This window comes from Bacillus sp. TE9106W, from assembly GCF_054062215.1.
Genome location: NZ_JBSSFA010000004.1, coordinates 272,312 through 294,792 on the forward strand (window position 1 = coordinate 272,312; position 22,481 = coordinate 294,792).

The window sequence follows — 22,481 nt, forward strand, 5'->3', positions numbered from 1 at the left end:
CCTCTCACGTTGTTACTCTTCGTTGTTTAAACGCTCTGTAATTGCTTCTTTAGCGACTTCACGATCGTCAAAATGATGAACATCTTTACCAATAATTTGATATGTTTCATGACCCTTACCAGCAATAATAATGATATCATCTGCTTTCGCTTTAGTGATCGCATGGTGTATTGCTTCTTTTCTATCAATAATCACTTCATAATTATTTCCATTTGCACCATGTACCATATCATCTAAAATAGCCGCTGGATCTTCACTTCTTGGATTATCTGAAGTGTAAATTGCGTGAGTTGCATATTGTGTGGCAACACTTGCCATGATTGGTCTCTTCGTTCGATCTCTATCACCACCACAACCGACGATGCAATATACGTCACCTTTTGCAAACTGTTTTGCTGTTTTCAATACATTTTCTAAGCTATCTGGTGTATGTGCATAATCAACAATAACTGTATAATTTTGTCCACCATCAACTACTTCGAAACGTCCAGGAACTCCAGCTAGTTCCTTTATTACATCGATGATTGTTTCCAAACTTACACCAGAAACAAGTCCTGCCGCTGTTGCAGCTAGTACGTTATATACATTAAATTTCCCAATTAATTTCATCGTAACATTTACACTTTCATACGGTGTTACAAGCGTAAATGTAGTTCCACCACTTGTCATAACGATATCTTTGGCCATAACATCACTTGTTGTATCAATTCCATACGTTACAACAGTTGCTGCAGTACTTCTCATATATTCCGTTGTTACAGCATCATCGTTATTCAGTACCGCGTATTTTTCACGATTATGATTATAACTATTGCCAAGTTGTGCAAATAGCAACCCTTTTGCATGTTTATATTCTTCCATCGTTTTATGGTAGTCTAAATGATCTTGTGTTAAATTTGTAAACACCGCTACATCGTAATCACATCCGTGTACACGACCAAGATCTAAAGCATGTGATGAAACTTCCATTACTGTGCTATCCACACCGTGTTCAACCATTTTTGCAAACGTCTGTTGAAGTGTTAGTGCATCTGGCGTTGTATTTTTCACCTCAAATGTTTCATCACCGATTTTCATATTAATCGTTCCAATTAGCCCCGTTTTATGACCATGTGCGCGCATAATCTCATCCATAATATGCGATGTTGTTGTCTTTCCATTTGTACCTGTAATACCGATTAAATGTAACTTGTGTGTTGGTTGACCATAAAAATAATCAGCTAAAACCGCTAACGAACGAAAAGTGTTTTTCACAAGTACAACTGGAACGTCAACATCAATTGGTCTTTCCGCAACAATAGCAGCCGCTCCTTGTGCCGCTGCTTGCTTAGCAAAATCATGGCTATCAACCGTATACCCTTTCATACATACAAATAAGCTTCCCTCTTTCACTTTACGTGAATCAGCTTCTATAGATGTGATTTCTGGATTTTCTTTTGGAACAACTGGAAAATCATGCAAACATGATACAAGTGTATGCAACTTCATTTCACTAAACCCTCTCTACATTGTGTATTTATCTCTTTTATTAATAAGCAACATGCTACCTCCTAATTATGTAAAATAGGAGGTAAGCGCTACTGTGTCTAATAAATAGACCTATTTATAACTGAGACTCTTACGGCCTCAAATTAAGTAACTCTTCTATAAAGAACTCACTTCCACCAATTGTACCATAAAACGTACTAGGTTACCTTTAATTCCCGAAGTAAATTCTAATTTTTGAGCCTTCTTTCACTTTAGCTCCTGCTTCTGGGGACTGTTTAATGACTTTCTCTCCGTCTCCACTTATATCAAGCTTCAAATCGACGAGTTGCGTCTGTAAATCTTTCTTTTTCATACCAATTAAATTTGGAACTTCCACAGTTGGTATATCGCCCCATTTATATTCTCTCTCAACCTGTTCTTTTCTCGGTTTCACTCCCATAACAGGAAGTGCATCCCGAAGAATATTTCCAACAATTGGAGCTGCTACTACTCCACCAAATTGCGTTACACCTTTCGGATTATCAACAGCTACATAAACAACAATTTCTGGATCATCTGCTGGAGCAAAACCGATAAAAGATACGATATAATTATTCTCTAAATATTTACCATCTTTCACTTTTTGGGCCGTACCTGTTTTTCCACCTACACGATACCCATCAATGAAAGCACCTTTACCAGATCCCTTTGCTACAACATTCTCTAATGCATACCGAACTTTTTCTGAAGTTTCCTTGGAAATAACTTTTCTTTTGTCCACAGGTGTCTTTTTACTTACAACTTGATTGTTTTTCGGATCTATAAATTCTTTAGCTATATACGGTTGATACAATGTCCCACCATTTACAGCCGCTGCTACCGCCGCCACTTGTTGGATTGGCGTAACAGAAACACCTTGACCGAATGAAGTTGTCGCTTGCTCGACTGGACCGACTTTATCTAAATTAAATAAAATCCCACTACCTTCACCTTGCAGATCAATTCCAGTTTTCTGTCCAAAGCCGAAATTACGAATGTATTTAAACAACCGTTCTTTACCAAGACGATCACCCAGTTCAATAAATCCTGGGTTACAAGAGTTTTGAACTACTTCTAAAAACGTCTGGCTACCGTGGCCTCCTGCTTTCCAGCATTTCAATCTAGCTCCACCAACTTCAGCTGCTCCATCATCATAAAACGTATCTTTCTCTAAGTCTACTAAATTTTCATTCAAAGCTGCGGCTAACGTAATGATTTTAAATGTTGAACCCGGCTCATACGTACTCCATACTGGTAAATTTCTATTGTACACTTCTGGAGAAACACTTTGAAAATCTGCTGGATCAAAGCTCGGCCGACTCGACATACCTAAAATTTCACCATTTTTCGGATTCATCGCAATCGCAATCATACCATCTGGATTGTATGTCGATTCTGCAATATTCATTTCTCTTTCCATAATTCTATTAATACGTGCATCAATTGTTAAGCCTAAATTCAAACCAGCTTCTGGTTTTTTGAAATCATCACCAACATTAGGCATCCTTTGTCCTTTTGCATCTGCAAAAAAACGCACATGACCTTCATCACCATTTAGTTCTTTATCATAATATTTTTCTAGCCCCATAAGACCTTGGTTATCACTACCTGCAAACCCTAATACGTGTGATAAAAAGTTTCCAAATGGATAGTACCGGATAGAGTCCTCTGCGATATAAACACCTTTCAAACTTAATCCTCTTACCTCTTTCGCTTTATCATGTGATATTTTCCTTCCGCCTTTATCTAACCTTACAATTGATTCTTTTTTTGTAATTCTCTTATAAATCTCATCTTTTTCCACACCTAATACTGCAGCTAACTTCTCTGCAGTCTCTGCTGGTTTTTCAATTTGCCTCGGTACAACAAAGACAGTTGGAGCACTTTTATTCGTAGCAAGTTCCACACCATTTCGGTCTAAAATCTTCCCACGCTCAGGTTCAAAAGTAATATTACGACTCCATGAATCTTTCGCACGATCCGTTAACATATTTCCAAGAAAAAATTGCACATATCCAAGACGAATATCGATGATAGTGAAAATAAGTATACCTGATATAAGTATAAAAATAAGTCGTTTTCTAACCGTTACATTTGATACACGCATATTGGAACAAGCCTCCCTTACGCCTAGCTTGTTCCAATATATGCTTGTACTTATTTAATTAGAACATCTTCTCTTTTACCATTACGGTTTTTCTGCTTCTTGTTGTGGTTCAAGTGGCGGTACAAGTGTTACACCTAACTCTGTACCAGGTTGTAACAATGTTCCTTCTGGCACACTCTGTTCAGTAACGTATCCGGTACCAGTAGGTTTTAGGTTAAGCTTTAATGTTTTTGCTAAATTCATAACATCACGCAGTGCCCAGCCTTGTATATTCGGCATTGTAGGTTTATCTCCCACTAAGAAGACTCGGTCACCCTTCAATGTTTGTTCAGTTGCTTTCGGTACTTGTTGCTGTACTTTCCCTTCACCTAATACGATTGGACGTAGTTTTGCTTTATCAATGGCTTTTTTCGCTTCTTCCATCGTTTTTTCGGTTACATCTGGAACAGCAGTTTGTTGCTCTTTCACATATTTCTTCGGATTTTTCACTTCATTAGGCTTAATCTTTAAATACTCTAAACTATTCTTCGTTACATATTTAAAAATATCAGCTAAAGGTTGTGCACCGCTCTCATCATCTTTCAATTTCGGCTTTTTAACAGCTACATACACAACAAGTTGCGGATCGTCCATAGGTGCCATACCTAAGAACGAGAATATATAATTCTCTCTTCCCGTCATATAGCCACCTTTTCCATCCGGAATTTGTGCTGTTCCTGTTTTACCACCAACTGAATATCCATCGACTTTGTAAGCAGTTCCTGTTCCTTTCGGTGATGTAACAACACGCTCTAATAACTGTCTTACTTGCGCTGCTGTCTCTTTTGTAACAGGTTTTCCCACTTCTTCTGGTTTATGTTCTAATTTTACTTCCTCTGTTATCGGATCTACAATTTTATCAATTGTATAAGGTTTCATCATTTTCCCATCATTTGCTATAGCAGTTGCAGCCTGTACAAGCTGAATTGGTGTTACAGTAGAACCTTGTCCAAAAGCTGTTGTTACTTGCTGTATTTGCTGATCGAATACAATGGTATTTGAACCTTCACCAGGTAAATCAATATTCGTTTTTTCATCTAATCCGAAAGCGTGAATATACTTTCGGAAACGGTCTGGACCAAGTTTTTGATCCCCTAAAATTGCAAACGCTACGTTGGAAGATCTCTCTACCCCTTCATCAAAAGTAATAGATCCCCATCCAGCGCCGCCATTATGATCCTTTATTTTTCGATTCCCGACTGGATATGTACCAGACTGATAATAATCTTGTCCCTTATACACACCTTCATTAATAGCTGCCGCTAGTGTGAAAATTTTCATTGTTGATCCAGGTTCAAATGCATTTGCAATTGCGTCATTATAAAAATAATTATTATTCTCTTGGTTCGGATCATAACTAGGCTTACTAGACATCGCTAATATTTTCCCTGTTTTTGGATCCGCAACAATTCCTATTAAGCTTTCTGGCTCATAATGTTTACTCGCTTCTTTCATTGCATCTTCTAAATAACTTTGAATACGCTGGTCAAGTGTTAAATATACATTATCTCCATTTTTAGGTGCCTTCACATTCACTTTTCCACCGTCAAGAGATACGCCTCTACGATCGCCTGTATAAGCTACCTCTCCATTGGAAGCACCTAAATACTTATTCAAACTCTTTTCTAAACCAAATTGACCTACAGCGATTCCCTTTTCATCAGGTCTCGCATGACCTACAACATAAGATGCAAAATCACCGTTCGGATACACTCTTGCATTTTCAGTAATAAAAGATATACCTGGTAATTTCAATGCTTCTATTTGTTCTTTCTGTTCTTTCGTCAAGCCTTTACCTAATTTCCCAAACTCTACTTGACTTCTACCCTCTTTATTTAAAGTAGCTAAAATCTTCTCTTCTTCTGTTCCGAGTACTCCCGCAATTTTCTTAGCAGTATCCTCTTTATTCTCAACAGGCTTCGCACCTTTTAATTCCGCTACAAGTTTATAAGAGTTTGCATCTTGCGCTAACACATGGGAATTTTGATCATAAATCGTCCCACGATTCGCTTCCAGAACTCCTGTTTTACTATGTTTTTGCTTAGCAAGTGTATCTAAATCCTGATTATGCACTGTTCCTGTCGCTTGTATGTAAAAAAATCGGGCTAATAACAGCAAAAAGAGCAGGAGGAATAAAATCATAAAATACCCTGCTCCCTTATTGGTATGAAATTTAGTCATATTCCTCTTCATTTTCCCTTCACACCTATTGCCTTATTTGAGGCCTTTCACATTATTTGCATTAATTTCTAGCCCGTGTTTTTTTGCAACTTCAGCGATTCGTTCATAACGACTTAACTTCTCTACTTCAGCCTGTAACTCTTGATTTTCTTTTTGCTGCTGTACAATTTTTTGTTCTATTGTCGCAGCTTCTACATTAACTTGATAAAGGCCTGCTTTATTTCCAATAAACGCTACACAGGCATACAATAAAAAGCCAATAAACGCTACATACAACAGTTTTTCGATTCTTGTAATCTTCGCTTTAGCTTTTGGCTGAACCATCTGCTGTGGGGGCGTTTGAATCTGAACCTCTTCTTGCGCTTGTTGTTTGTACTTTACAGCTAAGTTACTCATACCTCTCTCCCCTTTTTATCGTTTTTCAGCGATTCTCAATTTCGCAGAACGCGCTCGATTATTTTCTTCTAACTCTATATCAGAAGGTAAAATCGGTTTTCTTGTAATAAGCTTTAACTTCGGCTTAAATTCATCAGGAATAATTGGTAATCCTGGCGGCAATTGCGGTGTTGTACTATTTCGTTTAAACGTCGTTTTGCAAATACGGTCTTCTAAAGAATGGAATGTTATAACACTAACTCTTCCGCCTGGCTTGACCATCTCAATTGCAGATTCCAACGCTTCTTCAAATACTTTCAATTCATCATTTACCGCAATACGGATTGCTTGGAACACTCTCTTCGCAGGATGTCCACCCGTTCTACGAGCAGGAGCTGGAATACCCTCTTTAATTAGTTCTACTAATTCCCCTGTCGTTTCAATAGCTTTATTCTCACGATACGCTTCAATTTTCCTTGCTATTTGTTTTGAAAATTTCTCTTCGCCATACTGGAAGAAAATTCTTACAAGTTGTTCATATGACCAACTATTTACAACATCATATGCTGTTAATGGGGCATCTTGATCCATTCGCATATCTAACGGTGCATCATGATGGTAACTAAAGCCACGCTCTGGCGTATCTAATTGCGGGGATGAAACACCTAAATCAAATAAAATACCGTCTACTTCCGTTATACCTAATTCCTGTAGTTTTTCAGATAGGTAACGGAAATTACTCTTTACTGTTATGAACTGTTCACCGTATGAAGAGAATTTTTCTTTCGCATTTTGAATTGCTATCTCATCTTGATCAAACGCGATTAATCTTCCGCCTTCAGTTAATTGGGATAATAAATAAGAACTATGTCCTCCTCCCCCCAGTGTACAATCTACATATGTACCATCTGGCTTTATATCTAAGCCATCTACTGTTTCCTTCAAAAGCACTGTTACGTGATTAAACATTGTTGCACCTACTCTTTTTTCAATTAATTATGTTGAATGTATCTCCTCCTCTAAACGCATATTTCACGACTAGAGAACGAAATACTATGAAAGAACGACTCATTTAACTTGCCTACAACGGCAGCATACTATACAAATCGCTATTTTCTTTTATTATATACTAAATTTTATCATCTTTTGCGGGAATTTAAATAAAAAACTGTCGAAAAAGATAATAATACGTTTACATTTTGTGCTATTTTGTCATATATTTAAGTATCCTGCATAATTACGATATTTACCGATTTTTAAATTAATAATTCAGAAAAATTTCACTTCACAGTAAATTCAACAGAATAAAAATAAAATCCTGCTCCTAAGAGCAAGATTCTATAGTTTTATAACGTGATGTTTTCCATTCCAAGAAAACGTTTTTTCCATTACATGATCAACGAAATCCAAACCGAACTGATTTAAATAGTAACATACATTCCACACACGCTCTTGCGGCGCTCCCAATGGACGGAGTGCAAATTGTATGCGACGGAATTTATTTAGCTCCACTTCATGCTTTTTCTCAACATTTCTTTTCAACATTCTTTCCAACAGTTCAATTTGTTCATTAATTTTGAACTCATTTTTCCCTGCAAATGCACTTAATCCAGGATCTATTTCCTTCACAAACTGTTGTAATGACGTATGAATATTCATTATTTCTTTTTTCGCCTCTACAAATCGTTCATCTATCGGTTCCTCTATTTGATTAGATAACCAGTTCTCACGCAACTTATCCACGTTATTTAAAAACGGATCACTCTCTTGCAATTGTAAATCGTGTAAATCTGTCGCTATATCCCTCTCAAGATAAGTTATTGTAATACGAGGAACGACAGGCGGCATTCGGAAACCGATAGTATGGAAGACTTGTTGTAATTCACTCCAGTAAGCTAATTCCCCTGGACCTCCAATAAACGCCAACGTAGGAAATACATACTCTTGCATAAGAGGGCGCGTTACAACGTTATTACTAAAACGCTCTGGGCTTCTTTCCATCTCTTCAATCAATTCCTCATATGAAAAGGAATATGTCCCATCCTTCCCAACAAACTTCCCTTGATTGTCTTCAAGCAACACTCGCTCATTATCAATTTCCATGAATATATGTACTGCATTAGACTTTGTTTCAATAATTGGTTTATATCCTAATTCTTTAATTACTTCCTGTTGGTTAAGAAGTCCCTCTTGCACTTCTTTATACTTACTTACAATTTGTTTAAAAAACGGCACTTCTAATTTTCTTAATTCAGGATGATGCGAATCGACAAGAATTAAACCAGAATTCACGAACATTTTCATAATAAGGTGACCAAAAAAATCTACATACGTATTCGATTTCCGTAAAGAATCATCAACAAATTGCAGTACATCCTTTGTAAAATTCGTTTCAGGGTATGTTTTAAAAATTTCTTCAATCCACTTTCTACAGTCTTCCAAAGAAAGCTCGGACTCTGAAGCACTCGCCTTTTTCGGATTACGATCATGAAAAATAGTCTTTTTTATTTTTTTATTCTTCGTTACAAAAGTATGATTAATTTCATCCATATCATGGTCTTCACCAGCAATCCAGAAAACAGGAACAACTTTAACACCTAAACTCTCTTCCTTTTCCTTCGCAAGCTGTAAAACTGAAATAATTTTATGAATTGTATAAAGCGGTCCAGTTAATAACCCAGCTTGTTGTCCAGCTATAACAACATATGTATTTTCATCTCCAAGCGCTTTTACATTTTGAATTGTAGCTTCTCCCGCTTGTAATTTTGTATTATATTCTAATAAATGCGTTACTAAATCTTGGCGGAAAAACTCCCTCTCACGCAAATCTTGTACACGCTGTTTAAAAGCATCTTCTGTTAACATATAATCAAAACACGACTGTATCTCTTTTTTACCGTTCATATAGTCCGCTACAACACCTTGTTGCGGAACAGAGATTTCTTTTATCTCCATATAATTCTTCCTTTCGTATCCTGTTCTCTCACCAATCCACATTGTAGTCAATGTTTCACGTAAAAGCAAAGAATTACACTTATACTTTTACTTCTAATCCTTTTATTGCATCAAACAAAAATTGAAGTGTCGGAACAGATCGTTGCTGTTTCTTAGCTTCTTCTAATACATATCCAACAATCGCACCAATTTCCGTTTGTCTATTCGCCCTTACATCTGCCAGCATAGATGATGTATTATGAGACGTTCTTTCACATACATGACGTACCATTTCCCATACCATTTCTTTTTCTTCTTTAACGAGAAAAACGACTTCGTGGAATACTTGCTCCATCATCTGATAAAAAAACGGATTCGTAATCAAATCTCCGTTCTTTACTTGCAATAATGCCGTCAATGGATTGATACATACATTAACTACTAATTTTTTATGCATAACATCCTTCCAATTATCTTCTATTCGAATCGGAAAATGAGGGAAGGAAAAGCAATTCAATATTTTTTCAAAATGTATAGACCGACCGTGCACGATTCCAAACTTCGTTACACCTATCCCTGTATGATAAACGGTATGTCTTTCTTCTTTTTTTGCACCATGCTCCACAATTCCGACTGCAACATTTTCATTCTCTATTTTCTGCATAGTATGAAGGTGTGACATGCCGTTTTGCAAAAAGATTAATGAGGATTTCCCTCGCACAAAAGGTAGTATATCAGTTATATGATATTGCTTAACAGCAATAAATATATAGTCTAGCTGCTGGTCTGGCATACTTTCTATTGGGAATACCTGCGGGAATACCGTTTCACGTTTCCCCTCCCTAATACAAGTTACACCCGTTATATTTAATTCGTCAGCCTGCTTAGCTGTCCTTGTAAACAACGTAACATCTTGATTACTTTTTTGTAAATAAAATGTATACAATAGACCGATAGCTCCTGGTCCCACAACTCCAATTTTCATTTTCATACAAGGAACTCATTTGCATACTATACATAAGTCCCTTTTTCCCCCTCCCCTTTTATTCCGTGAACACTCGATTCGTGTGGAATCATAATTAATTAAAGATGAACAAACGCCACAATTACAGCTTCACTTTATCCCCTCAATTACATTAACACAGTTTATAATTTCATTGCTTTTTGACAAATAAATGCCACCTCTTCTTCCAATATGTATATACTACTTATTACTATGCTTCTACTCTTAGTTTAGCAAATCCTCAAAAAAATAATAAAAGAAATATACTATCATCTTCATAAAAATAAAAAAATGAGTTATAATATTATTATAAATATTTTTACTTTTCTGCATTCAACGAGACAAGAAAAGGATGTGATGTTATGGGATTCCCAAAAGTTGAGCGCTTGCTCATCAATTATAAAACATTAGACGAGTTTAAAAAATTTAAAGGTTGCGGAGCTCAAGAACTATCCATGTTAGAAGAATTACAAGCAAACATTATTGAAAACGATAGTGAATCTCCATTTTACGGTATTTATTACGGTGGATCACTAATTGCACGTATGAGTCTATACATGAAAAGGAACGGCGGGGAACCATTCGAAATTACAGGTACTTACCTAGAACTCTATAAACTTGAAGTATTACCAAATTTCCAAAAACAAGGATTCGGAGAAATGCTTGTAAATTATGCTAAGGGACTGCAGTTCCCGATTAAAACGATCGCACGTATCCATTCAGCTGGTTTTTGGGATAAATTAAATTTCCAACCTGTATCAGTACCTGACGGTGATTTTTACGTTTGGCACCCAGAAACAAATTTGAATGCGGTTACAAACGAAGAGTCTGCATAAGAAATAAAAAAACAGCTACATAGCAGCTGTTTTTTTATTTCTTTAATTTCTCTAATTTCCCATTCGAACGAGCACTATTTCTTTCCGCTACCATTACACTTCTTTTTTGATCGATATAATCAAGCAATGTTCTATATTCTTCCTCATAAACTGATAATCGTTCCAGAAGACTTTCTTTTTCTGTTTGTAACGATTCAATTTGCTGTTGCAACACCATTAAAGAGTTTTCATCTTTATAATTTTGTAAGAAATCAATAACATCATTCAATGTAATTGACTTAGGCTCTAATACTTTCGCCTCTTTCACTTCATAATGTTCCACTTTACGCAGTTGCTTCGCTTCTTCAATACGTTCTTTGTATTGCTTTCTAACGTAAGAATTCCATCTAAAGCCGCATGCTGCTGGTGTACGAGATAGATGTCTTCCCACTTCTTTAAAGGCAGATAATTGCGTTCCACCTTCTCGAATATGCCGGAGTACTACTTCTGCCAGAAGCAAATCTTCATCATCAGTCCAAGCATCTTGTCTTGTTGTCGCCATCTCTCTAGTCCTCCCTATGCATTTTTTATTAAACATATGCAGTTACTAGAAAAGATAGAATACAACAAATGAAGAATAAGACAAAAAAAATAAACGTAGAAGATATCTTCTACGTTTATTTCCCCGCAATTACTTGCTGATTACTTCTTTACCTTTGTAAGTACCGCATGCTTTACATACACGGTGAGCTAATTTCGCTTCACCACAGCTTGGGCACTCTACCATACCAGGTACTGATAATTTGAAATGCGTACGACGCTTTCTTTTTACTGTTTTAGAAGTTCTTCTAAAAGGTACAGCCATTCTTCCCACCTCCTTAAAAGAAATAGTTATTTTCATATGAAGGCCTGAACCAGTCTTCCGATTATTTGTCAAAAAACTTTGCAAGTCCTGCCAATCTTGGATCAACAGGCTTTTCTTTGTCTTCTTCCGAAATCACTTGCCAGTCTTGACCTTGCGTCGGTGCTCCACCAGAAACATCATCACTGAAAATTTGCATTGGAATCTCCAAAAGTATATTTTCCTTGATTACGGGCAGTAAGTCAAGTACTTCTCCTTCTAAACAATGAATTTCAGCTTCCGTTTCAAATTCTTCTTGTGAAGTTTGGAACACCTCAGTTGTTTTAATGTCAAATGGTAATGTCACATCTACTAAAGAGCGAGAACATGGTAAAACCATGCTTCCAGTTATATGTAGATGGAACGTAAACTTACCGGAGCCAAAATCAACTCTTCCTGTTACATGAACAGGATTAATTTCACGAATATCTTTCTCGACCTCTTTTAGCTCACTTACATCTACCATCTCATCCAATGTCAATCCTTTATTTCTCAATTTATTCAATTGATGGATGGACCATTTCATATCATATCACCTCAAGGCAACAAACAAAATTATAGCTAGCCATTTTATATTTGTCAATGTTTTTTCTTTACACTATAATGAAGTCATCATAGTAAATAATATATAGAGTATCACGTTTTTCAAAAAGATGCTACATCGAAAGGAGAGATTACCATAAAAGCCAGTGGTATTGTTGTTGAATATAACCCTTTTCATAACGGTCATGATTATCATGTGCAACAAACAAAAAAGTTAACACACTCTGATATTACAATCGCTGTTATGAGTGGGCCTTTTTTACAACGTGGTGAGCCAGCACTCGTATCCAAATGGTATCGTACCAAAATGGCCTTAGCATGCGGTGTAGACCTCGTTGTAGAGCTTCCATATGCCTTTTCAACGCAAAAGGCTGAAACCTTTGCAAATGGCGCTATTTCTATTTTAAACGCCCTACACGTTTCTGAAATTTGTTTCGGCAGTGAAGATGGACAAATCGAAAATTTTTATAACACCGTCTCTGCGCAAAAAAATGAAGAAGAGACTTTTAATCGTCTTGTAAAGCAATTTATGAACGCAGGTAATAGTTACGCAAAAGCTACATCTGAAGCTTTCCTACACATTTTATCTTCTGAAAAAAATATAGATATGTCACAACCAAATAACATTTTAGGCTTCCAATACATAAAAGCAATTCTTATGCAAAATAGTTCTATGCAAGCACAAACGATAAAAAGATTCGCATCTCATTATCATGATGAAACATTTAACGACCAACATATTGCAAGCGCAACGAGTATTCGCAAACAACTTTTTACCGAAAATAGTTCTTTTACAGAAATTGAGTCTTTTATCCCAAAAGCGACTGCTTCTCTTTTAGCGAGTTATAAACAAAACTACGGGACGTTACATAATTGGGAACAATACTTTTCATTTTTCAAATACAAACTTATGACGATGTCTCCAGAAGACTTACGACATATATATGAAATTGAGGAAGGTTTAGAGCATCGTATTTTATCAAAAATACAAACCAGTTCCTCCTTCCATTTATTCATGGAAGCATTAAAAACGAAGCGTTATACGTGGACTAGATTACAAAGAGCTTGTACACATATTTTAACAAATACAACAAAAGAAGAAATACATTGCGCAAATATAGAGCAACATGCACCATACATTCGTCTATTAGGCATGTCACAAAAAGGACAAACTTACCTTTCAAAAAACAAGAAAAAAATAGAGCTTCCAATCCTTACACATACAAAAACATTTGACCATCCTACTCTACACATAGAGCGAAAAGCCAATTCTGTATACTTCTCTATCATGAAAGAACCATTACGAACGCAACTACTAAAACGAGATGCCACACATCACCCAATTCGTTATGATGAAACAACTGCAAAATTCCTATAAAAAAACCTCTCTTTTTCAGAGAGATTTTTTTATTTATTCCCCATTTTTTCCAAATACATTAATGCATCATCCAACGTATCAACTGGCACAACTTTCATTTTCGTTTTAATATCCTTCGCAGCCTCAAGTGCATCTTTATAATTCGATTTCTCCGCACCTTTTTCATTTGGCGCAAAGAACACTTCAGCACCAGCATCACTTGCAGCGACCACTTTTTGCTGAATACCGCCAATCGGGCCAATTTCTCCCTTTTCATTAATCGTACCTGTTCCAGCTATTTCATGTCCTCTTGTTAAATCCTCGTCCACCAGTTGATTATATATTTCTAATGTAAACATGAGACCTGCCGATGGTCCACCTATTTCATGAGAGTCAATTTTCACTTTTGGATCTACCACTAATTCTCTTTCCGTAACGATAGAAACACCTATACCAACGCGTCCATTTCCATTCGGAATAGTCTTTACATTTAAATTTTCTTTTAACTGTTTCCCATCCCTCTTGTACTCAATATTTACTGTATCTCCTTCTTTTTTCCCTGTCATATATTCAATAAATTGTTCCGTCTTTTCAAATGTTTTTCCGTCGACAGCAATGATGACATCTCCAAGTTTAAGCTTTCCTTCTGACGGCATCCCTTTCGCTACACCAGCAACCAACACACCTTTATTTTCAAAAGAAACAGTACGATTTGCACGTTTATAAGCATTATAGATCGCTGCATTTTGCGAATCTTTCATCGCATAATTTTGGCGAAATTGATATTCTTCATCACTTTCACCTTTTTGCAATATTTCTTCCGCTTTTGAAATATGTGTATATTTATTAAACTGTGCCGCTATTAAATTCACTACATTTGCTGGTCCCATCGAAACCGTAACAAGCATAAAATCACCAGACTCTTTTGTTCCCCCCTCCACTTGAACGTAAGGCTCTAATTTGGCAGCCATTCCTGGTTTCGTTATATAATACGGCAGGCGTACGTAAACAAGTAACATTGCCAATATAACCCCTATTAAAATTGCATATATAAACCGAAAACGCTTAAACATTATGTTTCTCCTTCCACTGCTCAATTAATAAATGAATATTTGCAACATGCTTTTCTGCTTCTACCTCTCCAACTCGAATAATGTCTTCAATGTTTGTAAAAGCACGGGAACTAAATTGTTCTACAGCTGGGCGCATCATTAAATCCGATGCAATTTGCCGATTCATCACAAGCTCATGTTGCATAATTTCAATACTCTGCATAATTACATCATAAATAGACGTAACCTCTCCATTTACTTTAATCGGGGATACATCAACAGCAATAACAATATCGGCACCTAACTCTTTCACAACCGATACTGGGATGCGGTCAATTACTCCGCCATCTACCAATAATCGTCCATCTATTTTCTCTGGTACAAACACTCCAGGTACAGAAATACTAGCTCTCACTGCCTCTGCAACTGGCCCACTTGTAAAAACTACTTTTTCCCCCTTCAAGATATCAGTAGCCACAACAGCCGTCGGGATATCCAACTCTTCTAAATTTTTATTATATGTAAACATTTTAATCATATCTTTGACACGTTTTCCAGCAATAAATCCCATTTTTGGAACCGTAAAATCTAAATAATATTTTCTCTTAAAAACATTTGCCAGTTTATACAGTCTTTCAACGTTTGAACTAGCTGCATAAAATGTACCTACCAAAGCCCCCATACTACTTCCTGCAATCAGATGAATCGGTATATCATTTTCCCTTAAAACCTTTATAACACCAATATGAGCAAAACCTTTTGCGCCCCCAGATCCAAGAGCTAAGCCAATTTTCGGTTCTTTCATTTTTCTCACCCTTTAATTTTTTTCATTCCTTTTTCATACTTATGGTCTAAATTCACTACGTATCCACGTATACTGAAATGAACGTTTTTTGGGACAAAGGGGGATTTACTTACATGTATGAAAAATGGAAAACGGCTTTCCTTACCATATCAACACTGTTTTTAACCTTTTCTCTTGTACTCCACCCCCAAGCTGCTTTACAAGCTTCCATTCGAGGGTTAAATATATGGTGGGAAGTTGTATTCCCTTCACTTTTACCGTTTTTCATCATTGCCGAACTTCTTATTAGTATTGGTGTTGTAAAATTTATAGGCGTTATATTAGAACCACTTATGCGACCACTTTTCCGTGTTCCAGGGATAGGCGGATTTGTTTGGGCAATGGGAATGGCTTCAGGATTTCCCGCTGGCGCCAAATTAAGCGCTAGACTGCGCAAAAGCAATCAGCTAACACAAATTGAAGCAGAACGCCTCGTATCTTTTACAAACTCATCCAATCCACTTTTTATTTTCGGGGCTGTTTCTATCGGTTTTTTCAATAATCCGAAATTAGGAATCGTATTAGCTGCTGCACATTATGTAAGTAATTTTGCTGTCGGGTTACTGATGCGTTTTTACGGCAATAACAACAGTTCCACGCATGATAAACATGCTACTAAAAAACGCCCTTTTCAAAACCCTTTTTCAATTCTACACGAGACACGTATGCAAGAAAAAAGACCAATAGGAAAATTACTTGGGGACGCTATCGTTTCTTCTATCCAAACATTACTTATGATTGGTGGATTCATTATTTTATTCTCTGTTTTAAATAAAATGATTACTGTATTTCATATTACAGCAGCCCTCTCTTTTATTATGCAACATATTTTATCATTCTTCCAACTAACTACCGAATTTAGTATCCCAATATTATCTGGCATTTTTGAAATGACACTCGGAAGCCAAATGATTAGTCAAATAACTGAAACACCCCTCCTGCAGCAAGCTATGGTAACAAGCTTTATTTTAGCATTTAGCGGCCTTTCTATTCAGGCACAAGTCGCTAGCATATTAGCTGAAACAGACATTCGATTTAAGCCCTATTTTTTCGCACGAATTATCCAAAGTATTCTTGCTCCTATTTTTACTTTTATATTTTGGAAACCGTTTTATGAAAAAGTAAGCTCTTTTTCACCTATGCAAAAAGATATCCCTGTCTTTTTATCGAATCATTCTTCTATACTGCATGAAATTTGGACATCTTTTGTACACTACGGACCAATATTTACATTATTTTGTTTATATGTATATGTCATCTTATTATTTTTTCGGAGCAACAAAGAAAAACCCCGTTCACTTTAACGGGGTTTGAAACTTTTCTTTTAAAGCACGTTCTACAACAGGAGGGACAAGGTCTACTACACTTCCTCCATATCTCGCCACTTCTTTCACAATGCTCGAGCTTAAAAATGAATATTGATTGTTTGTCATAATAAAAAAGGTTTCAATGTTTTCATCTAATTTTCGATTCATAGAAGTAATTTGCATCTCATATTCAAAATCAGAAACCGCTCGTAACCCACGTAAAATCGCATTCGCATTACGCATTTTCGCATACTCAACTAGTAGTCCACTATGTGAATCTACTTTTACATTAGGGATATCCTTTGTGGCTTCTCGAATTAAATCTAAGCGCTCTTCCACTGAAAAGAACGGTTTTTTTGACGAGTTGTTTAAAACTACTACGTATACCTCGTCAAATACTTTTGCTCCCCTTTTAATAATATCCAGATGCCCAAGGGTAATTGGATCAAAACTTCCCGAAGAAATAGCTATACTTGTCATTCCGTCCCCTCACCTTCATACTTATAGATCGATATTGCTGTAATGCCATATTTTTCAGCTCGCACTTTTACAAGTCTTCCTATAGATTCTGGTAAAACTACATCATTACCATGTTCCGCCATAATTAAACCAGCGTTATGTAGCAATCCATGTTGATCCATTACACTAATTAAAGATACAATTTTTTGATCTTTATATGGAGGATCAATTAGTATAAGATCGAATGACATTTCACGTTTTATAAGTGCTTTTATCGCACGTTCTGCATCATTTCGATATACTTCAGCTTGTTCCTGTATTCTACAACTTTCTAAATTTTGATGGATTGTCTTTATCGCTTTATTATCTCGATCAACAAAAATCGCTTTATCAATCCCTCTACTTATCGCTTCAATTCCAAGACCACCACTACCGCCAAATAAATCAAGAGCGATACCACCATCAAAATAAGGACCTATCATATTAAAAATTGATTCTTTTACTTTATCTGTTGTTGGACGTGTTGTATTACCTGGTACCGCTTTAAGTGGGTGCCCTTTACATTTTCCTGAAACTACTCTCATCTGCTGTCACTACCTTTATTTCAATCTAACGAGCAATTATAGAAAACTCTTCTCCATTCAGTAACCGCTACCAAACCGTACTAGTCCGTTCATCTTTCAACGAACACTAGGAGAACTTAGCTTAAAATAATCACTCTGCATTTTTATGTATTCATCTCACTATTCGCTAACACGAACCCATTATGTATATTCGTATCACTTTACCTTTTTTATCCTATCATAAAATAAAAAAAAGAAAAATAAAAAGCCCAACATAAAATTTAATTTCATCATGTATATCTTCATTTAGATTGGACATAAATAACTATAACAACATCACCTTCGATGTTGTTGCCAACCGCGGAGAAGACTTACGTTTCCCCATAAGTTCTTCCTCCGGTTTCTCCTCTCCCTTTGCCTTCTTACTAGTACATGCTAGTATAAGAAGGGCCCTGCTTTGCAGGGTTTTTTTTCTTTGTCTACTTTTCATTTAAAAAGTGAGATGGTACAGTAAAAGAAAGAGGAGGAAAAAATATGATTCAACGCTTTATAGAACTCGGAGAGGGCTACTCTGATTTATATGAATTACTTGAAATTGCCAAAGCAAATCAAGAACGTATAACACATATGTTACAATTTGAAACGATTAAAAATGAAAAAAAAGTGTGCTCACTTGTTGTAATATTAAAACCAACTACTACTGGTGATTTCCAACCATTATACATATGTCGTGAAGGCATTCCTGTACTTGAAAATAAAAAAAGTAAACGCATCATTTTATTTGAAGAAACGGCAGAACAACTTGGAAAAAAAGTGACTACCTTTACGGTAAAACCATCTACAACTTTCCCAGAAAAAGAACTGTTTTTCAATCATTTAATTGGTATTTTACGAATGAATAATTTTATTCCCCCAATGAAATAATGTGTTATTTCAAATAAAAAATCCCCTGCTAAAATTAGCAGGGGATTTTTATATTAGCTATAATCGTATTCTTTTGCCCGATCAGGACGCGAATTTTCAAATTCCGTTTTTAAATACGGACGGTACGACTGTTCTATCTTTTTCACAAAAGGAAGTTTGTTCAACTTTTGCATCATATGCTCAATTTGTTCCATATCACAATATACTACTGCGTATTTTAAGCGTTTTGATATGTAATGTATGTTACCATATTTCCTTAAAATCTTGGCATGTTTCAATGAATGTAAATAAACAATCATACTTTGTCGTTGCCCGAACATAATCTTCTCCATCTTCTCCTTTTAAAAACATTTATTTTATATTTTATGAAAACCAATCAGAAATTTATGACATTACAGGACAAACTCTGTATACGTTTTCTTCTATCTTCCAAAAAACGGGGTGATTTACCCCGTTTTTTTACAACCACAACCTCCGCCAGTACCACAACCGCCACCACAGCCACCAGCATCAAAAAATGGATTTCCTGTTGGAACTTTGATGGAAGAGGACACCTCAGAACCGATTGCTACACTAACTTCATCTAGCAACTTTTGCAAAGCCGTTTCTACTCGTTTAAAAGCTGCAATCTTATCATGTAAGTCTACAGAACGCTTTAACTCCCTCATCTTCGTCGAAACGAAAGTATAGTCAGGATGATATTTACCGAAACGTTGTACTTCCTCATATCGTTCTTTCATCGCTGTAAATTGCTGAATTAACGTCTGAACTTCCATATCTTCTTGCAATTCTTTATAACATTTACGGTAATCTTCTGCTATATCTGAACAGATGATCGCTTTTGCAAGCTGCTCTGCCTTATCTAATATTAATACGCTTTCTAGCGTCGCTACAATCATGAGAGACACCTCCGAGTATTCATCATACCACATTTAGAATAGAACTACTAATTGAAGTGTCTCACTAAATAGAAAGATATCCTTCTAACTATTTTGCACATTATGTCAACACACACTTATACATGAATATGTTCCGCAATGTTATATTTAAGAACATCCCACTTCCCACTATTCTCGTTCACATAACTAATACATGCGTTTTTTAACGGTGTTTTAAATGTAATATCTTCTGGCGCAATTGCATGTAAAATTGCTTTTATCGCATGCGAATGGGCTACAATGATAATACGTTTACCTGAATGAGTTTCTGCAACATCTTTTACCGCAGCAAAACAACGAGCTACAATTTCTTCATCTTGCTCCATACCTTCTACTTTACCTTCTGCAATTAATTCCCTAACAGTCGCAACCGGCTTCCCAGAAGCTTCACCGAAATTACGTTCAACAAATCGCTCATCTAATAAAATGGATTGTAATCCAGTGGCTTCTGCAATTTCCTTAGCTGTTTCTTGTGCTCTAATTAATGGGCTACTTATAATTACATCCCATGCCTCCGCTTGCAAAGCAGCTGCACTTTGACTCGCTTGCTTCTTCCCTACTTCATTAAGCGGAATATCTTCACGTCCCTGAATAATCTCTTGAAAATTCCAATCAGTTTGTCCATGTCGTACTAAACAAATTTCCGTCATGCTCATGCTGCAACTCCTTTTTAAATAATCCGCTTCTATTGTATCAAAAGTTGTGCATGACGGACATAGTTTTCCCTTCCAATTATGTTGTATTTTGCTGCTTCATATACTGAAACATATCAATCATAATGGAAGCAACTGCTAATTGATTTTGAAATTTCTCAACTTTATCTGGTATCGTTTTTTTGAAATGTTGCATAGCCGCTAACTCAAATGCCTCTTTTTCTTCAGGGTTTCGCGTTAGTTTTCTATACCAGTACGGTTGCTCCCTAATGTAGCGAGATAAATCCTCATCAGCCTTTATAAACTCCATAATTTCTGCTCTCATCCGCTTTCCCCCTAATCCTTCTGAAAGAAAAATGGATTATTTTCGGAAGTACTCTCCTCTTGCTGCGTACGTTTTCCTTGAAATTGTTGAAAAACTTGTTGCACACTACCAATAGCACTCGTCACATTAGCTAAATGATGTTGCATTTGTTCCACATCTAGCTTTTTAAAGAAAGAAAGCATTTGTCCCATCACATCTGCAGTTTTTTCCTCTTCGGTTCGATTATCTTTTTCTTTTTTATTTTCTTTTACCGAAGAATAAGCAGGCGCTCCATCAGGTCTAAAAGTTGCCCATATCGGATCTTCTTCGCCAAGTAAGTACCATTCCTCATAAAACTGTTGCCAAGTTTTATGACCACTTCGAACTTCATGAACCATTTTAGGGTGATGGTTTACAAACTCTTTAAACTGTTGAACCGATGGATGTAACGGTCCTTTTGTTGTTGGCATAATCCTCACCTCTTCATATATATCTACCTACTATATAGTAAGAAAAAAAAGGCGCATGGTTCGCCTATTTTCAGACGATTCATGCACCTTTTTTTCTTACTATTCGCATAGGGTAAGATTCCCCTCGACAATTTACAGTTTCACTTTATTTTCGAATAAAGTTTTGTGTATAAAACTTATCGTATACTCCAACACCCAATCCGGTAAATTGTTCATTCAATAAATTCTTTCGATGTCCCTCACTATTTAACCAACCTTGTAATGCCGCAACTCCATCACTATGTTGCGCCGCTATGTTCTCACCCGCAAGTTGAAATCCTACTTTCCCGCGCTGCAAACGATCTCCTAACGTACCTAATGTGGGTGAATCATGCGAAAAGTAATTATTATCCTTCATATCTTTACTATGACCGATTGCCACATCTGCTGTTTGTTGATCCCAAGCTAATAACGGTAAATTATGACGACTTCGAATAATATTTGTTAAATCAAAAATTTGTTGCATATTCCCATTCTCTATTTGTTTCATTTTATCTGGAGTTAATGGTTGTTCTGCTAATAATTCACCTGAATAAACGAGCTGATACGGTCTTTGACGTAATAACGTTTCGTCATCCATATAACGAACACCGACAAGCTCATGCGTAAAATGATCAAAATATAATTGTGCCCAGCCATCTTCTACTGGTACTAATGGTTGTTCCATCACTTCGGTATCGGATAACTCAAATTGATAACTACTCTTCCCTCTTTTTAATGAAATCTCATGCGAGAGTGGATTCTTTTTATACACATCTTCATACTTTTCATTTATATAATAAGGTGGCACCTTAACTTGCTCACCAGCAACATACGCCGTTACAACTTTACGTTCAGCAACCCCAAATTGAACATACTGAGCTAAATCTTGATTGTATACCCACCACTCATATCCATAAGCAGATGGCTCTATTCGAGAAGGTTCGCCCCATTTTGCTAATAAAATTTCAGAGTCCCCACCAATCATATTTAAAACAGTATCGGAAGAATCTTCATTTATTTGTTTTTTCTTTTTCACAATTTTATTTTCTTGCTTTGATTGAGATGGGGTTAATATATATTGTGAAACGAGCAATTTCCCATATAAATCAACAGCTAAAATTAAAATTGTAATCATTACGATACGCAATAATTTCTTCAATCGATATACCTCCTGCACAAAACATA

24 protein-coding genes are annotated in these 22,481 nt (G+C 36.2%); 4 read left to right on the plus strand and 20 right to left on the minus strand.

The window, feature by feature from the left end; genetic code table 11:
* Positions 1–12: 12 nt before the first annotated feature.
* The 7 genes from murE to panE form a co-directional block, all read right to left on the minus strand.
* Positions 13–1,488, minus strand: a complete 1,476-nt coding sequence (gene murE, locus ACVWY7_RS10315) for a UDP-N-acetylmuramoyl-L-alanyl-D-glutamate--2,6-diaminopimelate ligase (protein WP_000766303.1) — start codon at positions 1,486–1,488, stop codon at positions 13–15.
* Positions 1,489–1,696: 208 nt separating this feature from the next.
* A complete protein-coding gene (locus ACVWY7_RS10320; protein WP_001266229.1) occupies positions 1,697–3,613 on the minus strand; it encodes a stage V sporulation protein D in 1,917 nt (638 codons plus the stop codon).
* An 81-nt stretch (positions 3,614–3,694) separates the two neighbouring features.
* A complete protein-coding gene (locus ACVWY7_RS10325; RefSeq protein WP_073524683.1) occupies positions 3,695–5,845 on the minus strand; it encodes a penicillin-binding protein in 2,151 nt (716 codons plus the stop codon).
* A gap of 21 nt (positions 5,846–5,866) precedes the next feature.
* A complete protein-coding gene (gene ftsL / locus ACVWY7_RS10330) occupies positions 5,867–6,229 on the minus strand; it encodes a cell division protein FtsL (RefSeq protein ID WP_000067081.1) in 363 nt (120 codons plus the stop codon).
* Between the two features lie 15 nt (positions 6,230–6,244).
* Entirely contained in the window at positions 6,245–7,177 is a 933-nt protein-coding gene (gene rsmH, locus ACVWY7_RS10335) for a 16S rRNA (cytosine(1402)-N(4))-methyltransferase RsmH (RefSeq protein WP_000481786.1), read from the minus strand.
* A 369-nt stretch (positions 7,178–7,546) separates the two neighbouring features.
* Entirely contained in the window at positions 7,547–9,163 is a 1,617-nt protein-coding gene (gene bshC / locus ACVWY7_RS10340; protein ID WP_073524684.1) for a bacillithiol biosynthesis cysteine-adding enzyme BshC, read from the minus strand.
* 79 nt (positions 9,164–9,242) lie between these two features.
* A complete protein-coding gene (gene panE / locus ACVWY7_RS10345; RefSeq protein WP_000782398.1) occupies positions 9,243–10,133 on the minus strand; it encodes a 2-dehydropantoate 2-reductase in 891 nt (296 codons plus the stop codon).
* 374 nt (positions 10,134–10,507) lie between these two features.
* Between panE and ACVWY7_RS10350 the strand changes: the two genes are divergently transcribed.
* Positions 10,508–10,981, plus strand: coding sequence for an N-acetyltransferase (locus tag ACVWY7_RS10350; RefSeq protein WP_000506700.1), 474 nt, complete (start codon positions 10,508–10,510; stop codon positions 10,979–10,981).
* 34 nt (positions 10,982–11,015) lie between these two features.
* Here ACVWY7_RS10350 and ACVWY7_RS10355 read toward each other — a convergent pair whose 3' ends face one another.
* The 3 genes from ACVWY7_RS10355 to ACVWY7_RS10365 all read right to left on the minus strand — a co-directional run bounded on the left by ACVWY7_RS10355 (position 11,016) and on the right by ACVWY7_RS10365 (position 12,387).
* Positions 11,016–11,522, minus strand: a complete 507-nt coding sequence (locus tag ACVWY7_RS10355; RefSeq protein ID WP_000246472.1) for an RsfA family transcriptional regulator — start codon at positions 11,520–11,522, stop codon at positions 11,016–11,018.
* 129 nt (positions 11,523–11,651) lie between these two features.
* Entirely contained in the window at positions 11,652–11,825 is a 174-nt protein-coding gene (gene rpmF, locus ACVWY7_RS10360; protein WP_001984764.1) for a 50S ribosomal protein L32, read from the minus strand.
* Positions 11,826–11,886: 61 nt separating this feature from the next.
* Positions 11,887–12,387, minus strand: a complete 501-nt coding sequence (locus ACVWY7_RS10365) for a YceD family protein (RefSeq protein ID WP_000872145.1) — start codon at positions 12,385–12,387, stop codon at positions 11,887–11,889.
* Positions 12,388–12,540: 153 nt separating this feature from the next.
* Here ACVWY7_RS10365 and ACVWY7_RS10370 point away from each other — a divergent pair, with 153 nt between their 5' ends.
* Positions 12,541–13,782, plus strand: coding sequence for a nucleotidyltransferase (locus tag ACVWY7_RS10370; RefSeq protein ID WP_175556162.1), 1,242 nt, complete (start codon positions 12,541–12,543; stop codon positions 13,780–13,782).
* Positions 13,783–13,811: 29 nt separating this feature from the next.
* Here the strand turns inward: ACVWY7_RS10370 and ACVWY7_RS10375 are convergent, their stop codons facing one another.
* Complete coding sequence (locus ACVWY7_RS10375) at positions 13,812–14,834, minus strand: SepM family pheromone-processing serine protease (RefSeq protein ID WP_000476289.1); 1,023 nt, start codon at positions 14,832–14,834, stop codon at positions 13,812–13,814.
* Positions 14,827–15,618 carry a patatin-like phospholipase family protein gene (locus tag ACVWY7_RS10380; protein WP_000662594.1) on the minus strand — a complete coding sequence of 264 codons (792 nt, stop codon included), beginning with the start codon at positions 15,616–15,618 and terminating at the stop codon, positions 14,827–14,829. The genes ACVWY7_RS10375 and ACVWY7_RS10380 overlap by 8 nt, the downstream gene beginning before the upstream one ends.
* A 113-nt stretch (positions 15,619–15,731) precedes the next feature.
* Here ACVWY7_RS10380 and ylbJ point away from each other — a divergent pair, with 113 nt between their 5' ends.
* Positions 15,732–16,961 carry a sporulation integral membrane protein YlbJ gene (ylbJ, locus tag ACVWY7_RS10385; RefSeq protein WP_000273100.1) on the plus strand — a complete coding sequence of 410 codons (1,230 nt, stop codon included), beginning with the start codon at positions 15,732–15,734 and terminating at the stop codon, positions 16,959–16,961.
* On the opposite strand, the gene coaD is transcribed toward ylbJ, so the two are convergent.
* Together coaD and rsmD are read right to left on the minus strand one after the other, a co-directional pair.
* Entirely contained in the window at positions 16,953–17,444 is a 492-nt protein-coding gene (gene coaD, locus ACVWY7_RS10390) for a pantetheine-phosphate adenylyltransferase (RefSeq protein ID WP_000200598.1), read from the minus strand. The genes ylbJ and coaD overlap by 9 nt on opposite strands.
* Positions 17,441–18,007, minus strand: a complete 567-nt coding sequence (rsmD, locus tag ACVWY7_RS10395) for a 16S rRNA (guanine(966)-N(2))-methyltransferase RsmD (protein WP_001266973.1) — start codon at positions 18,005–18,007, stop codon at positions 17,441–17,443. The genes coaD and rsmD overlap by 4 nt, the downstream gene beginning before the upstream one ends.
* A gap of 513 nt (positions 18,008–18,520) precedes the next feature.
* Between rsmD and ACVWY7_RS10400 the strand changes: the two genes are divergently transcribed.
* The gene (locus tag ACVWY7_RS10400; protein WP_000616010.1) at positions 18,521–18,910 is read left to right on the plus strand and encodes a DUF7147 family protein; all 390 of its coding nucleotides are present in this window, start codon (positions 18,521–18,523) and stop codon (positions 18,908–18,910) included.
* 53 nt (positions 18,911–18,963) lie between these two features.
* Here ACVWY7_RS10400 and ACVWY7_RS10405 read toward each other — a convergent pair whose 3' ends face one another.
* From ACVWY7_RS10405 to ACVWY7_RS10430, 6 genes are all read right to left on the minus strand, one after another.
* Positions 18,964–19,230, minus strand: coding sequence for a YlbG family protein (locus tag ACVWY7_RS10405; protein ID WP_002080814.1), 267 nt, complete (start codon positions 19,228–19,230; stop codon positions 18,964–18,966).
* A gap of 126 nt (positions 19,231–19,356) precedes the next feature.
* Complete coding sequence (locus ACVWY7_RS10410; protein ID WP_000634359.1) at positions 19,357–19,809, minus strand: YlbF family regulator; 453 nt, start codon at positions 19,807–19,809, stop codon at positions 19,357–19,359.
* 116 nt (positions 19,810–19,925) lie between these two features.
* A complete protein-coding gene (locus ACVWY7_RS10415) occupies positions 19,926–20,498 on the minus strand; it encodes a histidine phosphatase family protein (protein WP_003289268.1) in 573 nt (190 codons plus the stop codon).
* Positions 20,499–20,580: 82 nt separating this feature from the next.
* A complete protein-coding gene (locus ACVWY7_RS10420) occupies positions 20,581–20,826 on the minus strand; it encodes a YlbE-like family protein (protein ID WP_001200991.1) in 246 nt (81 codons plus the stop codon).
* 11 nt (positions 20,827–20,837) lie between these two features.
* A complete protein-coding gene (gene ylbD, locus ACVWY7_RS10425; protein WP_001143340.1) occupies positions 20,838–21,275 on the minus strand; it encodes a YlbD family protein in 438 nt (145 codons plus the stop codon).
* 145 nt (positions 21,276–21,420) lie between these two features.
* Positions 21,421–22,455, minus strand: a complete 1,035-nt coding sequence (locus ACVWY7_RS10430; RefSeq protein WP_000735389.1) for a CAP domain-containing protein — start codon at positions 22,453–22,455, stop codon at positions 21,421–21,423.
* Positions 22,456–22,481 lie beyond the last annotated feature (26 nt).

Coding starts and splice junctions, on each gene's coding strand:
- ylbD (WP_001143340.1), bottom strand. CDS start 21,275: ATGCCAACAACAAAAGGACCGTTACATCCATCGGTTCAACAGTTTAAA.
- ACVWY7_RS10375 (WP_000476289.1), bottom strand. CDS start 14,834: ATGTTTAAGCGTTTTCGGTTTATATATGCAATTTTAATAGGGGTTATA.
- panE (WP_000782398.1), bottom strand. CDS start 10,133: ATGAAAATGAAAATTGGAGTTGTGGGACCAGGAGCTATCGGTCTATTG.
- ACVWY7_RS10415 (WP_003289268.1), bottom strand. CDS start 20,498: ATGACGGAAATTTGTTTAGTACGACATGGACAAACTGATTGGAATTTT.
- ftsL (WP_000067081.1), bottom strand. CDS start 6,229: ATGAGTAACTTAGCTGTAAAGTACAAACAACAAGCGCAAGAAGAGGTT.
- coaD (WP_000200598.1), bottom strand. CDS start 17,444: ATGACAAGTATAGCTATTTCTTCGGGAAGTTTTGATCCAATTACCCTT.
- ylbJ (WP_000273100.1), top strand. CDS start 15,732: ATGTATGAAAAATGGAAAACGGCTTTCCTTACCATATCAACACTGTTT.
- ACVWY7_RS10405 (WP_002080814.1), bottom strand. CDS start 19,230: ATGTTCGGGCAACGACAAAGTATGATTGTTTATTTACATTCATTGAAA.
- bshC (WP_073524684.1), bottom strand. CDS start 9,163: ATGGAGATAAAAGAAATCTCTGTTCCGCAACAAGGTGTTGTAGCGGAC.
- ACVWY7_RS10400 (WP_000616010.1), top strand. CDS start 18,521: ATGATTCAACGCTTTATAGAACTCGGAGAGGGCTACTCTGATTTATAT.
- ACVWY7_RS10320 (WP_001266229.1), bottom strand. CDS start 3,613: ATGCGTGTATCAAATGTAACGGTTAGAAAACGACTTATTTTTATACTT.
- ACVWY7_RS10410 (WP_000634359.1), bottom strand. CDS start 19,809: ATGATTGTAGCGACGCTAGAAAGCGTATTAATATTAGATAAGGCAGAG.
- ACVWY7_RS10350 (WP_000506700.1), top strand. CDS start 10,508: ATGGGATTCCCAAAAGTTGAGCGCTTGCTCATCAATTATAAAACATTA.
- murE (WP_000766303.1), bottom strand. CDS start 1,488: ATGAAGTTGCATACACTTGTATCATGTTTGCATGATTTTCCAGTTGTT.
- ACVWY7_RS10355 (WP_000246472.1), bottom strand. CDS start 11,522: ATGGCGACAACAAGACAAGATGCTTGGACTGATGATGAAGATTTGCTT.
- rsmH (WP_000481786.1), bottom strand. CDS start 7,177: ATGTTTAATCACGTAACAGTGCTTTTGAAGGAAACAGTAGATGGCTTA.
- ACVWY7_RS10365 (WP_000872145.1), bottom strand. CDS start 12,387: ATGAAATGGTCCATCCATCAATTGAATAAATTGAGAAATAAAGGATTG.
- ACVWY7_RS10380 (WP_000662594.1), bottom strand. CDS start 15,618: ATGAAAGAACCGAAAATTGGCTTAGCTCTTGGATCTGGGGGCGCAAAA.
- ACVWY7_RS10420 (WP_001200991.1), bottom strand. CDS start 20,826: ATGAGAGCAGAAATTATGGAGTTTATAAAGGCTGATGAGGATTTATCT.
- rpmF (WP_001984764.1), bottom strand. CDS start 11,825: ATGGCTGTACCTTTTAGAAGAACTTCTAAAACAGTAAAAAGAAAGCGT.
- rsmD (WP_001266973.1), bottom strand. CDS start 18,007: ATGAGAGTAGTTTCAGGAAAATGTAAAGGGCACCCACTTAAAGCGGTA.
- ACVWY7_RS10325 (WP_073524683.1), bottom strand. CDS start 5,845: ATGAAGAGGAATATGACTAAATTTCATACCAATAAGGGAGCAGGGTAT.